Origin of the sequence: Proteiniborus sp., from assembly GCF_040308045.1 — a bacterium.
In the GTDB taxonomy this organism is placed as follows: Bacteria; Bacillota; Clostridia; order Tissierellales; family Proteiniboraceae; genus Proteiniborus.
The window spans coordinates 1-18847 of the sequence record NZ_JAWRHZ010000016.1 but is presented as its reverse complement, the minus strand read 5'-3'; the positions used below and the strand labels follow the sequence as shown (position 1 = coordinate 18847).

21 protein-coding genes are annotated in these 18847 nt (G+C 39.9%); 20 read left to right on the top strand and 1 reads right to left on the bottom strand.

Annotated features, from left to right (window positions below; translation table 11 throughout):
- The 19 genes from ABV008_RS02505 to uvsE all read left to right on the top strand — a co-directional run.
- A partial coding sequence (locus tag ABV008_RS02505; protein ID WP_352418237.1) for a response regulator transcription factor occupies positions 1–243 on the top strand: 243 nt, incomplete at its 5' end.
- Positions 244–384: 141 nt separating this feature from the next.
- Positions 385–894: a hypothetical protein gene (locus ABV008_RS02500; RefSeq protein ID WP_352418236.1), complete on the top strand. Its 510-nt coding sequence runs from the start codon at positions 385–387 to the stop codon at positions 892–894.
- A gap of 42 nt (positions 895–936) precedes the next feature.
- Complete coding sequence (locus tag ABV008_RS02495) at positions 937–1887, top strand: zinc-ribbon domain-containing protein (protein WP_352418235.1); 951 nt, start codon at positions 937–939, stop codon at positions 1885–1887.
- On the top strand, positions 1884–3758 hold the full coding sequence (locus tag ABV008_RS02490) for a phage tail tape measure protein (RefSeq protein ID WP_352418234.1): 1875 nt from the start codon (positions 1884–1886) through the stop codon (positions 3756–3758). The genes ABV008_RS02495 and ABV008_RS02490 overlap by 4 nt, the downstream gene beginning before the upstream one ends.
- Positions 3759–3769: 11 nt before the next feature.
- On the top strand, positions 3770–4327 hold the full coding sequence (locus tag ABV008_RS02485; protein WP_352418233.1) for a DUF4352 domain-containing protein: 558 nt from the start codon (positions 3770–3772) through the stop codon (positions 4325–4327).
- 22 nt (positions 4328–4349) lie between these two features.
- On the top strand, positions 4350–6344 hold the full coding sequence (locus tag ABV008_RS02480) for a hypothetical protein (RefSeq protein ID WP_352418232.1): 1995 nt from the start codon (positions 4350–4352) through the stop codon (positions 6342–6344).
- Positions 6345–6425: 81 nt separating this feature from the next.
- A complete protein-coding gene (locus tag ABV008_RS02475) occupies positions 6426–6740 on the top strand; it encodes a hypothetical protein (RefSeq protein ID WP_352418231.1) in 315 nt (104 codons plus the stop codon).
- Between the two features lie 123 nt (positions 6741–6863).
- Positions 6864–7784: a hypothetical protein gene (locus ABV008_RS02470; protein WP_352418230.1), complete on the top strand. Its 921-nt coding sequence runs from the start codon at positions 6864–6866 to the stop codon at positions 7782–7784.
- Between the two features lie 144 nt (positions 7785–7928).
- The gene (locus ABV008_RS02465; protein WP_352418229.1) at positions 7929–8606 is read left to right on the top strand and encodes a zinc-ribbon domain-containing protein; all 678 of its coding nucleotides are present in this window, start codon (positions 7929–7931) and stop codon (positions 8604–8606) included.
- Positions 8607–8628: 22 nt separating this feature from the next.
- Positions 8629–8994: a zinc-ribbon domain-containing protein gene (locus ABV008_RS02460; protein ID WP_352418228.1), complete on the top strand. Its 366-nt coding sequence runs from the start codon at positions 8629–8631 to the stop codon at positions 8992–8994.
- Between the two features lie 425 nt (positions 8995–9419).
- Positions 9420–9545, top strand: coding sequence for a hypothetical protein (locus ABV008_RS02455; protein WP_352418227.1), 126 nt, complete (start codon positions 9420–9422; stop codon positions 9543–9545).
- Between the two features lie 817 nt (positions 9546–10362).
- Positions 10363–10956 carry a helix-turn-helix domain-containing protein gene (locus tag ABV008_RS02450; protein WP_352418226.1) on the top strand — a complete coding sequence of 198 codons (594 nt, stop codon included), beginning with the start codon at positions 10363–10365 and terminating at the stop codon, positions 10954–10956.
- A 25-nt stretch (positions 10957–10981) separates the two neighbouring features.
- Entirely contained in the window at positions 10982–11944 is a 963-nt protein-coding gene (locus ABV008_RS02445; protein WP_352418225.1) for an alpha/beta hydrolase, read from the top strand.
- A gap of 296 nt (positions 11945–12240) precedes the next feature.
- The gene (locus tag ABV008_RS02440; protein ID WP_352418224.1) at positions 12241–12690 is read left to right on the top strand and encodes a DUF2975 domain-containing protein; all 450 of its coding nucleotides are present in this window, start codon (positions 12241–12243) and stop codon (positions 12688–12690) included.
- A 10-nt stretch (positions 12691–12700) separates the two neighbouring features.
- Positions 12701–12931 (top strand): helix-turn-helix domain-containing protein, encoded by a 231-nt coding sequence (locus ABV008_RS02435; protein ID WP_352418223.1) that lies wholly within the window; start codon positions 12701–12703, stop codon positions 12929–12931.
- Positions 12932–12945: 14 nt separating this feature from the next.
- A complete protein-coding gene (locus ABV008_RS02430) occupies positions 12946–14025 on the top strand; it encodes an FAD-binding protein (RefSeq protein ID WP_352418222.1) in 1080 nt (359 codons plus the stop codon).
- Positions 14026–14095: 70 nt separating this feature from the next.
- Positions 14096–14254 carry a CPBP family glutamic-type intramembrane protease gene (locus ABV008_RS02425; protein WP_352418238.1) on the top strand — a complete coding sequence of 53 codons (159 nt, stop codon included), beginning with the start codon at positions 14096–14098 and terminating at the stop codon, positions 14252–14254.
- A 398-nt stretch (positions 14255–14652) separates the two neighbouring features.
- A complete protein-coding gene (locus ABV008_RS02420; protein ID WP_352418221.1) occupies positions 14653–15558 on the top strand; it encodes an EamA family transporter in 906 nt (301 codons plus the stop codon).
- Between the two features lie 270 nt (positions 15559–15828).
- On the top strand, positions 15829–17082 hold the full coding sequence (gene uvsE / locus ABV008_RS02415; protein WP_352418220.1) for a UV DNA damage repair endonuclease UvsE: 1254 nt from the start codon (positions 15829–15831) through the stop codon (positions 17080–17082).
- A gap of 31 nt (positions 17083–17113) precedes the next feature.
- On the opposite strand, the gene ABV008_RS02410 is transcribed toward uvsE, so the two are convergent.
- Positions 17114–17521: a DUF2871 family protein gene (locus tag ABV008_RS02410; RefSeq protein ID WP_352418219.1), complete on the bottom strand. Its 408-nt coding sequence runs from the start codon at positions 17519–17521 to the stop codon at positions 17114–17116.
- 326 nt (positions 17522–17847) lie between these two features.
- Here ABV008_RS02410 and ABV008_RS02405 point away from each other — a divergent pair.
- The coding region (locus tag ABV008_RS02405; protein ID WP_352418218.1) for a GGDEF domain-containing protein at positions 17848–18847 on the top strand (1000 nt) is incomplete at its 3' end.

Here is an 18847-nt window from a genome sequence, read left to right as displayed (position 1 = left end):
ATGAGCCAGTCACAGCAAACAGACATTATCCTGCATATCAAAACTCTTGATCCGCTGACTGTCCGAGAGCAGGAGGTATTGCAGCTGATTCTTTCCGGCAAATCTAATCGTGAAATTGCCGGGGCATTGTTCATCAGTGAGAATACCGTAAAAACACATGTAAGGAACATTTTTTCAAAATACGATGTCGGAAGCCGCGCGGAGCTCATCAGCATCCTGCTGAAAAACCAAACTGGCGAATGATAAATAAAACCACATAAATATTGAGTTTAACTGGCCTCTCATACTAAAGTATGAGAGGCTTTTTTCCGTAATTTCATCCTTTAGGTCGATGATTTCTTCGTCATCTTTAGCTAAAATTTATGATAGAGGAGGCATGTGCAAATGAAATTAATCCGCAAACGACGCAATTGTTACGCCTTGTTTTTCGCAGTCAGTATTTGTTTGGCGATGTGGTTTGGTGCGAAATTCATGGCAACATCGGCTTTTGCTTTTGGGATCATTAGCGTTGCCTCTCTCATATTTCTGGTGAGACAAAGCCGTTTGCTTTATGATGCAGCCCTCATCTGGGATAATCGCATCCTTGCGGTGCCATCGGCTTTCATCTCCACGGTAAGCGGCAAAGGGAAAAATGACACAGAGGAAACCGTGGTGTCCACCTTCGGTATTTTAATCGGAAGTAAGATCTATCAATGGGGTTGTGACGGGATATATGGCGTACGGTTAAACGCCATTGAGATTGACCGGGAACGGATGTACCTGACCTTTGGCGACACAGCTCAGACCATGCGGGTAGAGTTGCTGCACGGAATGACTCAAAAGCATGCGGTACTGGATGCCGCACAAAAGCTGCTTCGTGAAACCGGCGTGACGGCAGACATCACCGGATGGTAACGCACCAAAAGCGAGTGATTAATGAAAGAAGGAGTGAGTATTATGGGTAAATTCTGCACAAGCTGCGGCACGGCTCTGAATGAGGGCGCGAAATTCTGTGCCAAATGCGGAGTCAATAATTTTCAAAGCAATGAATCTGCACAAATAAGTACGGAGACACCACCGGAGGCCGCAAAATCCGAGCAAGAAATTCCGAAAACAATGAACAGTACAAAGAAGAAGCCGCCGATAAATCGGGATTCGGATGATGCTCCACAGCACAGTCCGATGGGTGCGGAAAAATTCATCATCGCATATATCCGCCAGTCGTTGACTGTGATGAAAAATCCCAAACAGATGCTCCCTACTGTTGTGTTGGGGCTTGTCTGGCTGGTGCTTGCGTTGCTGGGTTCTTTCGGAATCAATCCGCTTCCGGTACGCATTCTCAGCTTCCTTACCTTTGCACAGGGCGGGATGTTCGGCGGCGTCCTCGGCGCAGCGGGTGGGATTCTCGGCAAGGTGGTGGTCGCTGCCTTTCTGAACGCCGCTATTGTGCCGCTGTTTCAGAAAAAAGCGCCGTTTTCGGGGATAGGCGGCGGTATCAAGGGCTTTTTCGGTGGGCTTGCCGTTAAGAGCATAACCGCTGTTGCCCCGTTGCTGGGCGGAGTAGGCGCTTCTTTGCTGCTTTACGCTTTTATGAACAGCACTCAGTCCCTGCAAAACAGCATAGTTGGCATTATCGCCTTTGTAATGCTGCTGCAAAACCTTGGCAGACAGGGCGGGTTTTTATGGGGGCTTGCTTTTTCGGCTGCAAACAGTCTTTCCAAGGGCAGAACGCCGTCCTACATAGGGGTCACGCGGTGCGTCAGCGGCATGACACTGGGGTTTGCTCTTGGCGTGGCGCTGTCGGCTATGGGACTTAGGTGGTGTGCGTGGCTGGGAACGGCGCTGTTGATTGCTGCTTTGGTATTTGTCATTGTCTCGAAAGGCAAAAAGGAGGTGGCTGCGGCATGAAAAAGATAGAAAAGAAACTCTCCGCGATTTTATTCGTGGCTATCTGTTGTGCGCTACTTTTTCCCATAGCAGCCATGGCAGAAGAAATAATCGAAGAACCTATCGCATTGCCAGAAACTATGACAATTACAAAGCATATCTTTAGTGATTCGGATGAGTTAGATTCGGAAATAATCACTGTTCATTCACAGGAAGATGGAAGCTTCTCTTTTGAGATTCCTGCAAAAACTGTATCTAATATGCGTGGTTGGGGTGATGATCATTCCATAACATTATTCCGTGTTGAGGGAAAAGCTATGTATATGATGGATCAAGAAAAAGAAAATAAATTTGGTGTTCCGGCCAGCAGATGGATTAAGGGTGAATTTACGGTGCCAGATGAGATTGTCTATACCGTGATGTCACCTTCAGTCTCAGAAAACTACTCTGACACCAAAGAGTTTCATATTACTCCCAAGGGAGGCACTTTCGAGTCAAACTATAATGATGAAAGTTTGGAACATAATATTGAATTTAGACTGAAAGTTTTGATCGACCGTAAAGAAACACTTTACGATATAGCTGGTGGGAGCACTACATCTGAACATTCATATGAGGATACATGGTCTTTTAATATAGAAACAGTTGGCTTTGTTGACCCCTATCCAACAGAAAATACAGACGCTGGAGGAAGTAAAGCTGAAAATAAGAAAAAGATAAAACTAAAAGGGGAATTTATTGATGAGGGAGATGGAACGTTCTTGAGAATTTCATGGGGAAACGGAAATTCAAGGAATAATGACCATGTTGGCCCGTTGGCCACCATTTCCATCAGCATCCTTGCGATTCTGCTGTCCATCCTGTTTGGGAATACGGGTGGGGTTATCCCGACTGCACCCGTGGGGACAGGCGGTGCGCCCGCTCCCGCACCTGCAGACAGCGGTCTGAGCCGATGGCTGCGCTTTGACGGCGACGGAGATATTGAAGCGACCGACCCTGTAAACGGGCAAAGGCGCACCTTTGTAAAAAACGGCGACGGCACCTATACCGACCCCGTCAGCGGGGTAACCTATACCCCCGAGGAGCTTTCCGAACAGATGGAGCATCGTGCGGACAATGCCAGCACAATCCGACAGGATGAAGCGCAGTTTGAAAAAAATGTCCGCGAGGATCGCCAGTGCAATCAGGAGCGCAGTGACGAGAGCCGTCAGCTTGAGGAGGATCTGCAGCGTGAACGGCAGGAGCGAACCCGCAAGGAGAAGATAGAGCGCATCGCCACCGATCTGGGGATGAGCGGCGCCAGCGAAAAGGAAGTCAGAGATGAGCTTGAACGCCGCATGGAAAGAGACGAGGATTACCGTCAGAAGATGAACGATTACGCGCAGCGCAGAGATACGGCCGTCGATGTTTTGGAGGCGACGGTGGAAATGGCCGATTACACGATGTCTGCTGGTGAGGCACTTGTTCCCGGCGGAAAGGCTGTGTCCGCCACTTATAAAGGAATTAAAAATATCGGCTCGACCATGGCGGAAAAAGGCGCAAGCTGGGGCTCCTTTACAGAGGGCGCAATTAAAGGCGGAACGGAAGCTGCGACTACCATGATGGATGCGGGTATCGGCAAGGCAGCCACCTCTTTCGGTGGCACGGTTGCGGGCGAGGTTGCAGAGGCTGTCAATGACGGCGGAGATCTGACCGACGCATTGATAGAGGGCGCGGTAAAGGGAACCCTCAACGCAGCCGGCGGTGCTGTCGGAGACGCCTACGGCGATATGGTAGGCGGCGACGGTATGATAAATAAGATGGCAGAAACCGCAGGTAAGCTTGGCGAAGTTGGCTTTGAAAAAAATGTCACAGGCAAAGTAGACGATATTGTTTACAAAAAAGATGAATAGGAGGTAATGTGATGAAACGGTTTATTGTTTTATTGTTATCGTTGGCGTTAGTATTTACCCTCGCCGCCTGCGGGGGTGGTGGAGGCAAAGCGCCGTCCGAAAGCTTCGCCCCTGCTGAATCGGACGATACTTCTACCGGTAATGCAGGAAATGATGAAAACAAATATTACGGCATCGGTGAAGCAGCCGAGGTTGAGGGCATTGAGATTACAATAGACCAGCTTGAAATCGTTGATGATATGAGCATTTTCCAGAAATATGCGGAGGGGTTCGTCTATGTCAAAGTTTATGCCACTGTAAAAAATGTCTCTGATGAAATAAAGTTTGCGAAGGATCCTCTGCTCTGCATCGTCCGCGATGGAGAGTACGACGCCGAGTTATCGGACGAGTCGCGCAACAGTGATGTATGGAATTTTAATACCGACGGAATGTATTTTGAGGAAGCGCTCGACCCTGGCGAAACGAATAGCGGCTGGACGGTGTTCCAATTAAAGCCGGACGAAAAAGAAATCGTCATGAAATACAACGTAATGTACGATACCGTTAATTTTAAGCTTACGGTAGACTAAGCGTGCGAAAGGAGATAGCATTATGAAACGAAAAATATTATCCCTTCTGCTTGCAGCCGTCATGTTGCTATCCTTGATACCAGGGCTTTCCGGCTGTGGAAAAGGCAATCAGGCAAAACCCTCCGGTGCACAGAAAGCCGAAACCTTCAAGGTGGAGGACGGACAGACCGCATTAGCTTCGGAGGACGGTGCGGCGATTGACTTTGACTGTCTGCTGGAGGCTGGTGAGGAACTCACCATACAAAAGGTGATGCCCAGTCCCGTTGACAACGACGTGGATATCTACGCCTACGATTTTAAGCTGTCCTCCGGTCAGCCGGAGGGAGCTGTCGAACTGACCATACCTTATGACGATGCGGGGCTTGATGCCGATGAGGAGCTGCTTTCGGTCTGCGGTAAATATCTCAACGAGCAGACCGGTCAGTGGGAGGACGTCTTTTATACAGTGGACGCCGAAGCCAACAAGGTGCATATTCTCACCGACCATCTCTCCACCTATAGCGTGTTTAAGATCAGGAATACAGGAAAGCGCAGCGAATACATTTCCGATGTCAATGCCTACTCAGCTTACATGACAACGAAGAAGGCGGAGGGGCTGCTCAATACCTATGCCGCGCAGGGTGCGTCGTGGCAGGAGGATGTTGTAGCATCGTTTATTAATGCAAACAACTCGCTTCCGATGTTCGCCGAAACAAATATCCCCACGCTCTTAACGCTTGGAGGTGCGTATGACGACCTGATCAGCGAACCGTTTGGAGACGCATTGACAGCCTTAGGCATCGCAACGTCCTGTACGCAGTTCGCATATGACGCATACAGCAACGGACTGACAAGCAAGGAAACGTCAATCAGCGGTATGAAAACCGTATTGAACCTGGGATTGAATCTGGCGTCGTCTCAAAAATACCTCCTAGATTCATTTCAGGTAGCATATGTCGGAGTCGGCGTGATCGACATTGCGCTTACAGATGTGATGAATTTTGCCATCGACACAAAGTACGAAAGCACAAAGAATATGTACAACGCTTACTACGCAAGACCTGAAAATGCTCGCCGGATCAAGGATTGGTACACTTTATTCAAAAAGATATACAAGGACAATCAGTCTGCCCCGCAGACAGCTCTCAATAAAATGCAGGGCGAGATTGACAGCTATGTCAAAGAGTATTGGGTTGTAGCAGAAAGCGACTGGGATTCATGGATAGACGCCTTTGATAAAAACGGCAGTCTGTCCAAGTATCCGTGGCCGTCGGAGAGCGACCGTGAAAAAATATCAAACAATTACAAAGCCGAGATCTATGAATACCTTCAGGCTGTGTTTCGTTCTCTGAGTCGTGATATGTATTTTGATGCTCTCAGTCAGCGGGAAAAGGAGTATAAACAGCTCGCCACGCAGTTCAACACGATATACACCATCACGATGAAGGAACAGGAGATAGAGGGCAAAGAGCCCAAATGGGCAAACTGCTATGTCAAATTGGCACCGCTTTCCGATAAGGTTACCGCAAAAGCATGGACAATCAAGCTGGATGATAAATCAAACGGGCAGCTGAAATTTACTCTGCTTGCCCACGAAACAGCAGGATTCCCGATGAAGCTGGAATTCTATAAAACGCAAAAAGATTGGGAGGAGGGTAAGATTGCGGCGAGCACAAAGCTAAAACCGTTTAAAAGCACCGAAAAAACCTTCACCATAAAAACGCAGGCGGAAAAGGTTGACTATTCAGGAACCTTCACAGGTGTACTTAATGTTGCAGAAACAGGTAAGGATATTGGTGTGACAACTGTAGTCACATTTGAAAAGGATTTTGGCGACGGCTCTTACTATAAAATCGTCTGCTCAAATGATGAAACCGCGAGCACCTATATCAACGGCAGCTATTTTGTGCGATGGTCGACAGGCGAAGCAAATATTGCGGGAGCAAAATTTGTATTCTCCGCTGACGGAACATCGTTCAGCGCCTCCATGCGGGATCACAATGATAAAGAGTGGGGCGCGATGACCTGTCAAAGGTAAAAAAACCCAAAGCACGAGATATGTCGGCCAACATGAGAAAACAGGCATAGTAATCGGATTAAATAAATTGGAGGCATATCTATGAGAGACAACATACCATCTACGGGCAGAGGCAATAAAATCTTGCCCGCAATACTTATCACAGCAAATGTGTTGATGCTTGTGATCGGCATTCTGACCATACCGCCTAATCTGAAAGCAACGGTGGGTAGTGATGTGCCCGAGCCGAGAGCGGAGCAGACCGCGCCAATCGGTACGGTGGAGCCGGACGAGGATACCTCTGCCCCCGCACTAGAGAACCTCTCCACGGAGGAACGCCCTGACTTAGCGGACATTCTTTGGTACACGGAGGATGTAGTTTATGACGGCGTACCGTCTGATGCTAACGCCATCTAGAATATCGGTCTGCTGACCGGCGGTGAGGAAGTAACCATCGAAAAGGTCAAGCCCTCCTCCTCCGACAGCGATGTTGAAATTTACGCTTATAATGTCGAGCTCTCCTCCGGCCAACCGGGAGGCGTGATTGAGCTGACCATACCCTATGACGCCTATACCAACGGCCTCACCAGCAAGCAAACTGCTGTAAGCGCGATGAAGGCGACCTTAAACTCCGCCATCAACTTCGCCACCTCCTCCATCCAGTTCGCCTATCTGGGAGTAGGGGTAATCGAGATAGCCTTGACCGATGTCAGCACCTTTGCCATGCAGACCAGATATGAAAGCACCAAAAATATGTACGACGCCTATTACCAGCGCGACACCGTCAGCCGCACCAGTCAGGACTGGCTGAAAATCTTCAAAAAGATATATAAAGAGAACCAGTCCAATCCGCAGAAGTCCCTGGAGCTGATGAACGCCGAGATTGACCGCTATGTCCAGGAATACTGGGAAGTGGCGGGAACCGTCGACGATACCTGGAACGAAATCGAGGGTAAGAATGCTAAGATGGCTAAAGCCCCCTGGCCTAACTCAAGCGACCGAGCCAACATCTCCAACCTGCACAAAGAGGCGCTGTACGACTATTTGCAGGTAGTATTCAAGACCATCAGCCGGGATATCTATTTTGACGGCTTGAGCCAGCGGGAAAAAGAGCTGAAGGACCTGACCCGGCTGCTCAACACCCCATACGCCCTTATAATCACCGAAGAAACCGAGGATGGTGATAAGCCGCAATGGGCCGGCTGTTACGCCCGGTTAGCTCCACTCGCCGCAGGAGCTGATGAAAAAGCCTGGACCGGCAAGCTCGACGATAAGGGCGGCGGCACTATCAAGTTCACCCTCCTGGCTCATTCCAAGGCGGGCTTCCCCATGGACCTGGAGCTGTATAAGACCCTCGATGACGTTGAAAAGGGCAGAGTGGCTATGACAGCCGATTGGATGATAGGAGAGCGGGAGAAAGCCGTTCCCGCACCATTTCCAAGGGTTATTATTTTACGGTGAACTGCAGGGCTACTTTACCATCTATTTACTCCTATCGGTTGCCTGTTTTTGTTCCTTCTCGTTACCGGTAGCCTAAAAAAGAAGAAGAAAGCAGCAAAAAAGGTAGCTATGGCTCAAAAAAGTAATATAAGGAGGGATTTGGATATGTTTTGTCAAAACTGTGGTGACAAGTTGAAGGTAGGCGCGGCCTTTTGCTCGAACTGCGGCGCGAAAGCGCAACAGGATAACGGCGATACGCAACGCGCAGATCTTGTTGGATTTTCAGAGAGATACAACAGTCCGGATATACTTGAGGCTGCGCGAAAGAACCGAAAAAGTTCCATCGGTTGTATGTGGATATTGGTTTTTGTGCCACTTGTCGGTTTCCCTATCGCTGGACTACTCATGGATGATTTCCCGTTTGGAGAATCGGTTGTCATTGGTGTTGGTATCGCCCTGATGATGTTAATCGTCAATTTGTTCGGCTTGCGCAGAGCCAAACAGCCCATGTGGGAGGGCGTCGTCACCAACAAATTCAGCAAGGAGCGTCACCATCATAATCGGACGAATGATGAATCCGATACCTATAGCACCTATACGGAATATACAACAGTAATTCGCATGGATACGGGGAAAGAAAAGAAGCTCATTGAAAGGGACAGCCAGCGGGATATGTACGACTATTTGGCTGTAGGCGACAGGGTGCGATATCATCCCACATTTGATACATATGAAAAATACGATAAATCCAAAGATAGGATTATCTACTGCAATGTCTGCCGTATGATGAATCCCATTCAAAATGACCGCTGTAAACGGTGCAACAACTTATTATTTAAGTAAACATAAAAATGGAGGTGTTTTTATGGATAATACAAGATATGCAAGTCTTTCCGAGGCGGCAAGAGTCGCCTCCACACGTTGTGATAGCTGGTGTTTTGCTATGTCAGATGAATCGTATAACATCGAAGGGTTACAAGGAACGGCTCAGATACATGATGAGGAAAATCCAACCGATGAGGATAGCTTCTATATGGTATCTCCTGCTGGCGCTATTGGTTTCTCTGAAAATGGAGAAACCATAGAGTGGCTTTTTCTTCCTCTGAATCACACAGAGAATTTACCTTTAAAAATCAACGCAGAAAAACAAGCTAACTTCTGTGCCAAATGTGGTAGCCGTATCGTTTCCGGTGCGCGTTTTTGCGGAACTTGTGGCATAAGATTATACTAAGCAAATTTAATGATGAATAAGGATACAATGAGCTACAAGTTTGCCTAGATAGTGAAGTTAAACTAGTGTTTTTTCAGGCACCTTCCGTAGCTACCCCAAAAAAGCATTGGGAATCACCTACACCTTTGTTTGTAAATACTAGAATATGAGCAAAGGAGATTATGCTAAAGAAGCAGAATAAGAAAAATAACATATGGATAATTATCACCAGTACATACTGGAACAGTTGAAATTATGCTCACAGATCCGGGATACAAATATCTATCTCAGATTGATGGAAGCTTTTCACGATTTACAAGTCAAACGAGCTACTTTCTACCGCTATATGAAAGCTTTTAGGGAGCAAAATGGATAGAATAAGTTTTTACCGAATAAGCAGTATTTCAACCATTTGACAAGGGACAAGGAAATAAGGAGGAAAATCTATGGTTGATGATGTATTTTATGTAGAACCAACTCGTGCAGAGCTGCAGGCTTTTTATCGAGCAATTACTTTTCTTAATGAGACTAGAAGCATTATTCTTATTACCAATCGTGAAGTATCTGAATAGGTAGATTCAGTAGAAGACAGACATCTTTGCTAGACTTTATTAGACAGGGTAACAGCCAATTGTCAGATCATTCGTTTGACTGACAGATAAAATTAATTAACTCACCACTTTTCACTCTGAAAACGGGCTTGGGGTATCGCATAAAAAGTCGCGGTTTCAAACGGTAACAGAAGAAAATTGGGGAAAGTAGAGTTGAAAAGATGGGATTATAGGTTTGTAGATTGGTATATAAATAATATAATATTATGTGTATAATTAGACTATTATGAATCAAGTAGAATTTAGTTAATTTCAAGGGGGAAAACTATGATTTTGTTAAAAAAAACTTCTACTTTTATATTGCATTACGCATTGTCTATTTTCATTGCCAATCTTGCAGTTGGAATCCTGTCTTTAATTTTCTGTGTGAACATAACCTTGGTGACTGACCGTCAATCAGGAGATACATTCTCTTTGTTGATGGCTTTTCTTATTGTAAATTGACTAAAGTTGGAAACGCATATAAGATATTATTAACAATGCAGGAACTTCATCAAATCAGCAATAGTATAAGGAAATTTGTAGTTAGCTTCATTCACAGTCAGGAGGGGTTGTTTTGTCCTTAATGTGTAATTTGTTTGGTCATAAGTGGAAAAAGGGTATTTGTGTGCGTTGTAATAAAAAACAACCTGAGCATGATGCGTATATTCTTTTTTAACCTAAAAGCAGCGAAAGCTAGATTTGCAACTGCCAGTTGACAAGAAACCAAATGTGTTTGGTAGCTATGCAACCGGCAATAATGTTATTATGACACTATCAAAAATAAAGGAGTGTTGTTATGAACATAGGGAACAGAATACAGAGTTTAAGAAAGATGAGAGGTATTTCCCAAGAGGAACTTGCTGATAAGGTAGGTGTCTCTCGCCAGGCCGTATCTAAATGGGAAGGTGGACAAAGTACACCGGATTTAGATAAAGTAATTATTATGAGTGAGTACTTTGATGTTACAACAGATTATCTTCTAAAGGGGATTGAGGAGCCACAACAATTAGAGAACAAAAATTATAATACTAGCCAAATATTGTATATTGCATCAACAACATTTTTAGCAATTGGACTTTTAGCGGCTTTTAGCAGTTGGTATACAGAACAATCAGCGGAAAGCATATGGGGTTCAATGATAATTCAAGTAGTTGGTGTCACGGCTTACTTTATAGGCAAACTCATCTCTCGATCCAAGGCACCTTTTATTATTAATTGGCTTAATCTCATCATAGGATTGTTTATGCCGATTTCCTTGATAGTTACATTTATTATTAGCAAAGTTATTGCTCCGTATCCAACTGACATTTTTAGCAGTTTTGCTTTTGCAGTTGTATATATTATTATAATAATTTTAGCATTTTTCGCTTTAAAGAAGTATAGAAAATAATATAATAAAGTAGAAGGTGAAATACATGAAAAAAAGAGCAAAGGTAATGCTGACAGTTGTTGCAGCAGTATTGATAGTTTTATTCACAGCAGTATCCAGCTTTGTAGGTTTACAGGTATTTGCAGGTTCAACTCAGCTTGTGACTAACGAGGAAACAAAGGGGGTTTCTGAAACTTTCTTGACAAAATACGGTATGAATTATGAAAGATTTTGCAACACATATAAGGTGGAAGAGTTAGAAATCACTTCTTCTTTTGATAAACACATTATACCTGCGGATTATATCTATACCATAGAATCACAAAATAGCAAAGATTATCAAACCGTTATATTGGTTCATGGCTTAGGGGATAATCGGTATTCTAATTATCCACTAGCTGAGTTTTTCCTAAAAAAAGGGTACAACGTTATTACTTATGATCAGCGGAGTACAAACGAAAATACCGCCAGGTATACAACCTTCGGATATAGAGAGAAATATGATCTTATTGATTGGGTGAATTATATTGAAGAGCAAGCTCTAGGAAAGAAAATTGGAATATGGGGCGCTTCTTACGGAGGAGCAACCGCAGGGCTGGCATTAGGGTATGAAAGTATGGATGAGAAGGTTGATTTTCTAATTTTGGACTGTCCAGTAAGTAGCATGAAATGGATGGTAGAAGAAGAAATGAGAAACATGAATGTTGGTATACCGGTGTCCTATATGACATGGTGTGGAAATGTTATAAACAAACTAAAATTAGGTTTTACCTATGAGGACGCTGATGTAGCCAATGCAATGAATGATGTAAAAACCCCTGTGCTGATTATCAATAGTAAGGCTGATTCAATGACACCATATTTTATGGGAAAGGATATATATGATGCTATCACAGGAAATGATAAAGGAATTTGGACTGTAGATGATAGCGAACACTGTGAGATGTGGCTAGATCATAATCAGGAATACTGTGATAAGGTTGAAAGCTTTCTGTCAAAGTATGAATAATGCAGGGGAGCTTAATAGGATAATTATAAATATAACAAGGAAGAACCGTCCCCTTGATATTTACCCTTGATATTTTGAGCGGCGTTTTAAGTAAATATGTAGGTGTGTTTTATGTTCCCTTAGACTATTAAGTTTGGGGGAATTTTTGTTTAAAAGGAATGCTTTTTATCTCTTTTTAAAATTATAAGTGTTCTTCAATAACAATAAACATATAATAAAAAAGAATAAAAAAATATTGTTAAACAATAAATTTTATGCTAATATAGAATCAATTATAAATATGTGAGGTGTTTTTAATGAAACGAGAAACACTCTTTTTAAAGACTGTTGTTATTCTTATTGGAATTCCGATTCTTGTTTTGTGTATATTTTGGTTGCCTTCATTTGCAGGTTATTTCCATTATCTCGTTTTAATCGGTGTTTATGCAACGGCAATATCATTTTTCTTTGCCCTATATCAGGCTTTAAAGCTTTTAAGCTATATTGACAAAAACATAGCTTTCTCAGAATTATCTGTAAAAGCATTAAAGTATATAAAATACTGTGCAATCACAATCAGTATTATATATGTAGGACTCATACCATTTCTATATCCCATAGCGGAAGTAGATGATGCTCCAGGTTTAGTAGGGTTTCCCATTATCTTTATTTTTGCCTCAAGTGTAATTGCAACCTTTTCAGCTGTTCTTCAAAAGCTTTTAAAAGATGCCATAGAAATAAAAAATGACAATGACTTAACGATATGAGGTGAATAAAATGGCAATTATAATCAATATTGATGTGATGCTGGCTAAAAGGAAAATGAGCGTCACAGAACTTTCTGAGAGGGTTGGAATAACGATGGCTAATATTTCTATATTAAAAAATGGAAAGGCAAAAGCGATTCGATTCTCAACTTTAGAGGCGATTTGTAAAGCTTTAGAATGTCAGCCTGGAGATATTTTAGAATACAAAAGTGATGAAAATAGAAAAGTAATATCTGATTAGGAGGCAAAATTCTAATGTACGATATCGTGATTGTTGGTGCTGGACCATCTGGAGCGAGTTTAGCTAGATTGCTTGGTAAAAAATATAAAATATTAATTATCGATAAAAGGCAACTGCTTGATATGAATTCTAAAAGCAATTTTGAAAAATGTTGTGGAGGATTACTTGCTCCGGATGCACAGCAAATGTTAGGGAGGTTTGGTTTGGGTATTCCTCGAAATATATTAAATGGGCCTCAACTATTTACGGTGAGAACTATGGATATTCAGAACAATATTGAACAGTATTATCAACGTCACTACATAAATGTTGATCGGGAGAAATTTGATAAATGGTTAGTTTCACTTATTCCGCCTGAAGTTATAGTAATTTGTGAGGCAATCTTTAAGGGCTTTGAAACAGTTAATGATAATATTAAGGTGCAATATACTCAACAAGGAAAAGAACGTACTATTTATACAAAAATTTTAGTAGGCGCGGATGGGGCCTTTTCAACTGTAAGAAGAAAGATTTCATTGGATTTACCAAAATCCAAGACTTATATATCAATTCAAGAATATTATAAGATGGATAACAATTTACCATATTTTTCTGCGATTTTTGATGATGATATTACTGATTTTTATTCATGGACAATTCCAAAGGATGATCTACTTGTTTTGGGTACAGCAGTTATGCCAAAGAATAAACCATATGAAAGATTCATGGCATTAAAGAAAAAGCTTATTTTGAGGGGATTTGAGTTTGGGCCATGTGTAAAGAGAAACGGTGCTTATTTATCGAGGCCTGAAAAACTGAATCAGATTTATCTTGGCAAAACAAATATTGCATTAATTGGAGAAGCTGCTGGCTGGATTAGTCCTAGTTCAGCTGAAGGTTTGAGTTATTCATTTCGAAGCGCATATGCTCTAGCAAATGCAATACAACAACGTCCTGATAATATTATTGCTGAATATTACCGAAATACCAATAGACTACGTCTTAACATGAAGTGGAAACATTTCAAATCACCATTTATGTATAACACCTTTTTAAGGAAGATAGCAATAAAATCAGGTTTAATGAGTATGGATATGATTAATATAATTGAATAAGCAAATTAAGATAGAAGTAAGAATTCTGAGAACTATTCAGCTAAAAAATAGCTGAAGGTTCTACCATCTAATTCTTCAAAAAAAAAAGCCTAGGATTACTCCTGTTAATTTTATTTATGTATCATTATACATTACTTTTGGTAATTCGTTTTTGGAAGAAATCTTTTTTAGGGGATTTATATTTAATTTTATTAAAACTAAACCAAAGAATTTTTTAACTCTTGGATAGTGCATATTTTAGCTGATATGGCTATTATGTTAATTGGAATGAAGATGTTTAGGATAATTCCATAAGTGATGTTCTAAAGATTTAGAATATTTACGATACCTTATGTGTAGATAAAAAAGAAGTAATTTAAAAATCACCACCTAAAGAATATTATATCTAGGTGGTGATTTGTTATAAAAAATGGTAAGAAGTATAGAAAATAATGGTGCTTAGTGTTGACAACACTAAGCATGTTTTTTAGTATTAGTAAGTGTAGTTTTTTCGTCAACTTCTGCATTTCATAAGCTTTATAATATCTTATGAATTATATTTAGAGATGATTCTTTTATTGACAGTGAAGGGAAAGAAATCTACAATAATACTACTAGATTAATAATTTGGCTTTGAGGAGGTAAGATATGTTTTTTTCATGGTATATATCTGCAGTAATAACAATACTATGCTGGGGAATAGCTGACCTTTTCTATAAGAAAGGAACTGACCCTAAAGATAAACACAGTCATTTGAGAATAGTTATTATGGTTGCCTTGGTCATGGGAATACAGGCCATGTTTGAACTGAGAAAGATGGATTGGCAATTTGATTTTATCAATATAATAAAGTACTTGCCAGTTTCATCCATGTATATCTTGTCCATGGTTTTAGGGTATGTAGGTCTTCGATATCTTGAGGTCTCTATCAATTCACCTTTAAGCAATACTTCAGGTGCCATAGCTGGAATACTTGCCTTTATAGTTCTAGGTAAGACTATGAGCATATGGCAGCTAGTTGCAGTATCAATGATTACATTTGGTCTTATTGCTATTGCTATCATTCAAAGAAATTTAGCTGAAGAAGAGAAAAAACAGAACAAGGTTTCCATAGACAGGAAATATAAGCTAGGGGCTTTAGCGCTTATATTTCCCATACTTTATGCAGCAGTAGATGCACTAGGAACTTTTCTTGATGATGTCTATCTCAGTAATCTTATGAGTCCAGAAGAAGCATTGATTTCCTACGAGCTTACCTTTTTTATCTGTGGAATTGTGGCGCTAATCTATATAGTAGTAGTCAAGAAGGAGAAATTTAAGATTCTTCAGGAAAAAGACAAGGCTTTGGCTGCAATATTCGAGACTGCTGGGCAGTTTTTCTATGTCTATGCACTTGATACCAATTCTGTTGTTGTTGCACCGATGATTGCCTCTTACAGTATAGTTTCTGTTATCCTTGGAAGGATGTTTCTAAAGGAGAACCTAACATACAAGCAATATATAGTTATCGCTATTGTTATGATAGGTATTTTTATACTTGGACTATTTGAATAGAATGTTGAAGAAGATTAATTAATAGAAAGAGAAGCTAGCTTGAAATGCTGGCTTCTCTTTTAATACATTAGATTGATGCTTACACCAACCAAAAGTTACTCTGTAGCCAACAGCTATGGTATAATATAATGCATAAAAATACTTCTAAACTAGATAAAGAAAACGTAGTAACCTAATAACTAGAGCCATTTCTAATATTGACCTATATGGTAGGATAGTTGTCACTTTGTACAGGGAAAAAGAAAAGATTTTCAAACAAGGAGGCCTTTTATGAACATCGGATATGCATGTTTAGTAGTTGGTGTGCCAGATACAAATTTTAAAAATTGCATTCTTAAAAATGTAAGTGAAGCGAGACTCAAGGATTTAATCACTCATAATTTGAAATCGCTTGAAAATATCATTGACTATAACATTAGTAATAACATAAAGCTTTTTAGGATTAGCTCTGATTTAATTCCTTTTGGCTCAAGTCCTATAAATGTTATTCCATGGCAAGAATTATTTTTCTCTCAACTGCAAAGGATTGGCGAAAAGATAAAGCGTAGTGACATGAGGGTTTCTATGCATCCAGGACAGTATACAGTACTAAATTCTCCAAATTCAGAGGTGGTAGAGAGGGCAATAGATGATTTAATTTATCATACAAGAGTATTAGACAGCTTGGAAGTAGGCACTGAGCATAAAATTGTGTTACATATTGGTGGAATTTATAATGACAAACAGCTAGCTATTAAGCGATTTGTCTCACATTTTAAGGAACTAGATGATACAGTAAAACAACGTATTGTGTTGGAGAATGATGATAGATTATATAATATAGCAGATGTATTAGAAATAGGGACGCTACTGAACACACCTGTTGTTTTTGACAATTTACATAATGAAATTAATCCTTGCAACAAACAAATGAGTGATACTTATTGGATAAATGAATGTAAAAAGACATGGCGACAAAAGGATGGAGAGCAAAAAGTTCACTATTCTCAGCAAGAGCCTTTGAAGAAACCTGGTTCTCATTCCAATACAATACGAATCAATGAATTTATTGACTTTTACGAAACCATAGAAAGAAAAGATATTGATATAATGCTTGAAGTTAAAGATAAAAACCTGTCTGCTATTAAATGTATTAATTGTACATCTAATAGAGGCATAAAAGCACTTGAATTAGAGTGGAGCAAGTATAAATATACTGTTTTAGAAAAATCACCTTCAGACTATTTAGAAATAAGAAGTTTACTTAAAGATAAAAGCAGTTATCCCGTAACTTATTTTTATAATATTATAGAAAATGCTTTACAGAAACCAGAAAAGATTGGCAATTCTATCAATGCTCTACAACACGTTTGGGGATATTTTAAAGATATTGCATCGGAAAAAGAAAAGGAGAGTTTCATAAAAAAGGTTAAAAATTATCAGCAAGGGAAGGCTACAGTTACTTCGATTAAAAATAGCCTTAGAAAAATGGCTGTAAAATATGAACAGACTTATTTACTCGACTCATATTATTTTGATATTTAAAAGTAAAAATCCCGGTGCCACCGGGATTATCTTAATTATATTCACTTTTTAAAGCCTGATTAAAATTCATTAGGAAAAGTATAAATCCAATTCCTAAAATGAAGTGGAAGGTACCTGCTATATGATTGAGTCCATTCATGGTAGCTCCATTAATATCAAGTATGCCTCTAAATGTAAGAGTTCCTAGAAGTCCTAGCAAACCTATATTGTATATAGGATAAAATATCTTAAAATATTTTCTCTTAGAAATTGAAAAATTCTTTTCAAGCACTACTAAAATAAGAAAAAATAGAAACCCTAGTGCAAGTGCATGAGTATGAAGCTTTCCTAAAGCTGTTACTCCTTCAAAACCAGCCATTTTCGTGTACTCACGATAAAAAACTCCTAATAAAAGGCCAAAAATTCCATAAAAACTTACTGTACTAAATAACCTTCTCATTATATTTCCTCCTTAAAGTACATATTAATTAGTTCATTGTGAAACTCCATATTCTGTATATTCATTATGTTTTCATATATTAAAACAACTAAGCTTTACTCCTATATATATACACATTATTAAGCTACTTATAACATGAATTTTAAAATTAAAAAAGAGAGTACTGAGAAAGAATATAAGAAAACACGAATGGGGACACGTAAGGAATGTTATTTAGTTGTGGTTATCTTGTGTTGTGTTTTGTTATGTTTGGGAATTGAATACTTCTTAGTTTTATGCTATACTGAATTGTTTAAAATACTTCATAAGGAATGAGGTAATACCAAATGATGCCGTATGTCAGTATGTATGTTCTTGCAATTATTGCACTTTGCTTTACAATTTATTTGGCCAATCGTAATTTTGTTTTTAGTAATTATAATAACAAAGTCTACATTTATGCGGCAGTCACTACACTTGTTTTACTATTGGCAGAAATAGCTACTATTTTTATGGAACGTTCAAGCAACACTGCTCTTGTGATACCTCATCGGATAGCAAACATCATTGGTTTTTCTTTGTGCCCGTTAGTGCCCTTTATCCTTTTGCTTTTTGCAAAGAACAATATAAAATTTAGCTTTTATACTAGAGTATTGGGCATACCGTTATATGTTAATGCTTTTATTTGCATTGTAAGTTATAAATCAGGTTGGATTTTTCTTGTGGATGCTCAAAATCAATACTCACGAGGAGATTTGTTTTTACTGCCAGCAATTATTGGTATAATTTATTATGTGTTTATGTTAATAACAATAATAAAGCATTGTGATAAATATGAAAAAAATGACAAAAAAGTCTTTGCTTCTATCTTTCTTGTGCCTTTATTTGGGATTATCACCCAAATTTTATTTAGAGATATATTGTTAATTTGGGGAAGCACAGCTGTATCTTTGTTGCTATATTATATTTTTTTGTGCGAGATACAGTTTTCATATGATATACAAACTGGAGTTAAAAATCGTACAGCATTTCAAAAAGAAATGGATTCATATGATAAAGGAAACAAAAATGCAACAATTTTTGTCATTGATATAAACAACTTAAAGAAAATTAATGATGTATACGGACATAAAGCTGGGGATCAAATGATTTTAGATGCTGCAAAAGTAATTAATGAAAACTTTATTAGTATTGGTAAGACATATCGCATTGGCGGAGATGAATTTTGTATTATTTGTAAAGAGATTTCTAAGGAATTAGCAGAAAAATTTCTATCTAGTTTAGATGACTTATTAATTAAGGTAAATGAAAACAACCAAAATAAAATTGTACTTGCATACGGATATT

Excerpts from the sequence above, each read along its gene's own strand:
- ABV008_RS02460 (WP_352418228.1), top strand. The coding sequence starts at position 8,629 with ATGGATAATACAAGATATGCAAGTCTTTCCGAGGCGGCAAGAGTCGCC.
- ABV008_RS02445 (WP_352418225.1), top strand. The coding sequence starts at position 10,982 with ATGAAAAAAAGAGCAAAGGTAATGCTGACAGTTGTTGCAGCAGTATTG.
- ABV008_RS02450 (WP_352418226.1), top strand. The coding sequence starts at position 10,363 with ATGAACATAGGGAACAGAATACAGAGTTTAAGAAAGATGAGAGGTATT.
- ABV008_RS02435 (WP_352418223.1), top strand. The coding sequence starts at position 12,701 with ATGGCAATTATAATCAATATTGATGTGATGCTGGCTAAAAGGAAAATG.
- uvsE (WP_352418220.1), top strand. The coding sequence starts at position 15,829 with ATGAACATCGGATATGCATGTTTAGTAGTTGGTGTGCCAGATACAAAT.
- ABV008_RS02410 (WP_352418219.1), bottom strand. The coding sequence starts at position 17,521 with ATGAGAAGGTTATTTAGTACAGTAAGTTTTTATGGAATTTTTGGCCTT.
- ABV008_RS02495 (WP_352418235.1), top strand. The coding sequence starts at position 937 with ATGGGTAAATTCTGCACAAGCTGCGGCACGGCTCTGAATGAGGGCGCG.
- ABV008_RS02465 (WP_352418229.1), top strand. The coding sequence starts at position 7,929 with ATGTTTTGTCAAAACTGTGGTGACAAGTTGAAGGTAGGCGCGGCCTTT.
- ABV008_RS02485 (WP_352418233.1), top strand. The coding sequence starts at position 3,770 with ATGAAACGGTTTATTGTTTTATTGTTATCGTTGGCGTTAGTATTTACC.
- ABV008_RS02500 (WP_352418236.1), top strand. The coding sequence starts at position 385 with ATGAAATTAATCCGCAAACGACGCAATTGTTACGCCTTGTTTTTCGCA.
- ABV008_RS02455 (WP_352418227.1), top strand. The coding sequence starts at position 9,420 with ATGGTTGATGATGTATTTTATGTAGAACCAACTCGTGCAGAGCTGCAG.
- ABV008_RS02475 (WP_352418231.1), top strand. The coding sequence starts at position 6,426 with ATGAGAGACAACATACCATCTACGGGCAGAGGCAATAAAATCTTGCCC.
- ABV008_RS02480 (WP_352418232.1), top strand. The coding sequence starts at position 4,350 with ATGAAACGAAAAATATTATCCCTTCTGCTTGCAGCCGTCATGTTGCTA.
- ABV008_RS02420 (WP_352418221.1), top strand. The coding sequence starts at position 14,653 with ATGTTTTTTTCATGGTATATATCTGCAGTAATAACAATACTATGCTGG.
- ABV008_RS02490 (WP_352418234.1), top strand. The coding sequence starts at position 1,884 with ATGAAAAAGATAGAAAAGAAACTCTCCGCGATTTTATTCGTGGCTATC.
- ABV008_RS02430 (WP_352418222.1), top strand. The coding sequence starts at position 12,946 with ATGTACGATATCGTGATTGTTGGTGCTGGACCATCTGGAGCGAGTTTA.
- ABV008_RS02440 (WP_352418224.1), top strand. The coding sequence starts at position 12,241 with ATGAAACGAGAAACACTCTTTTTAAAGACTGTTGTTATTCTTATTGGA.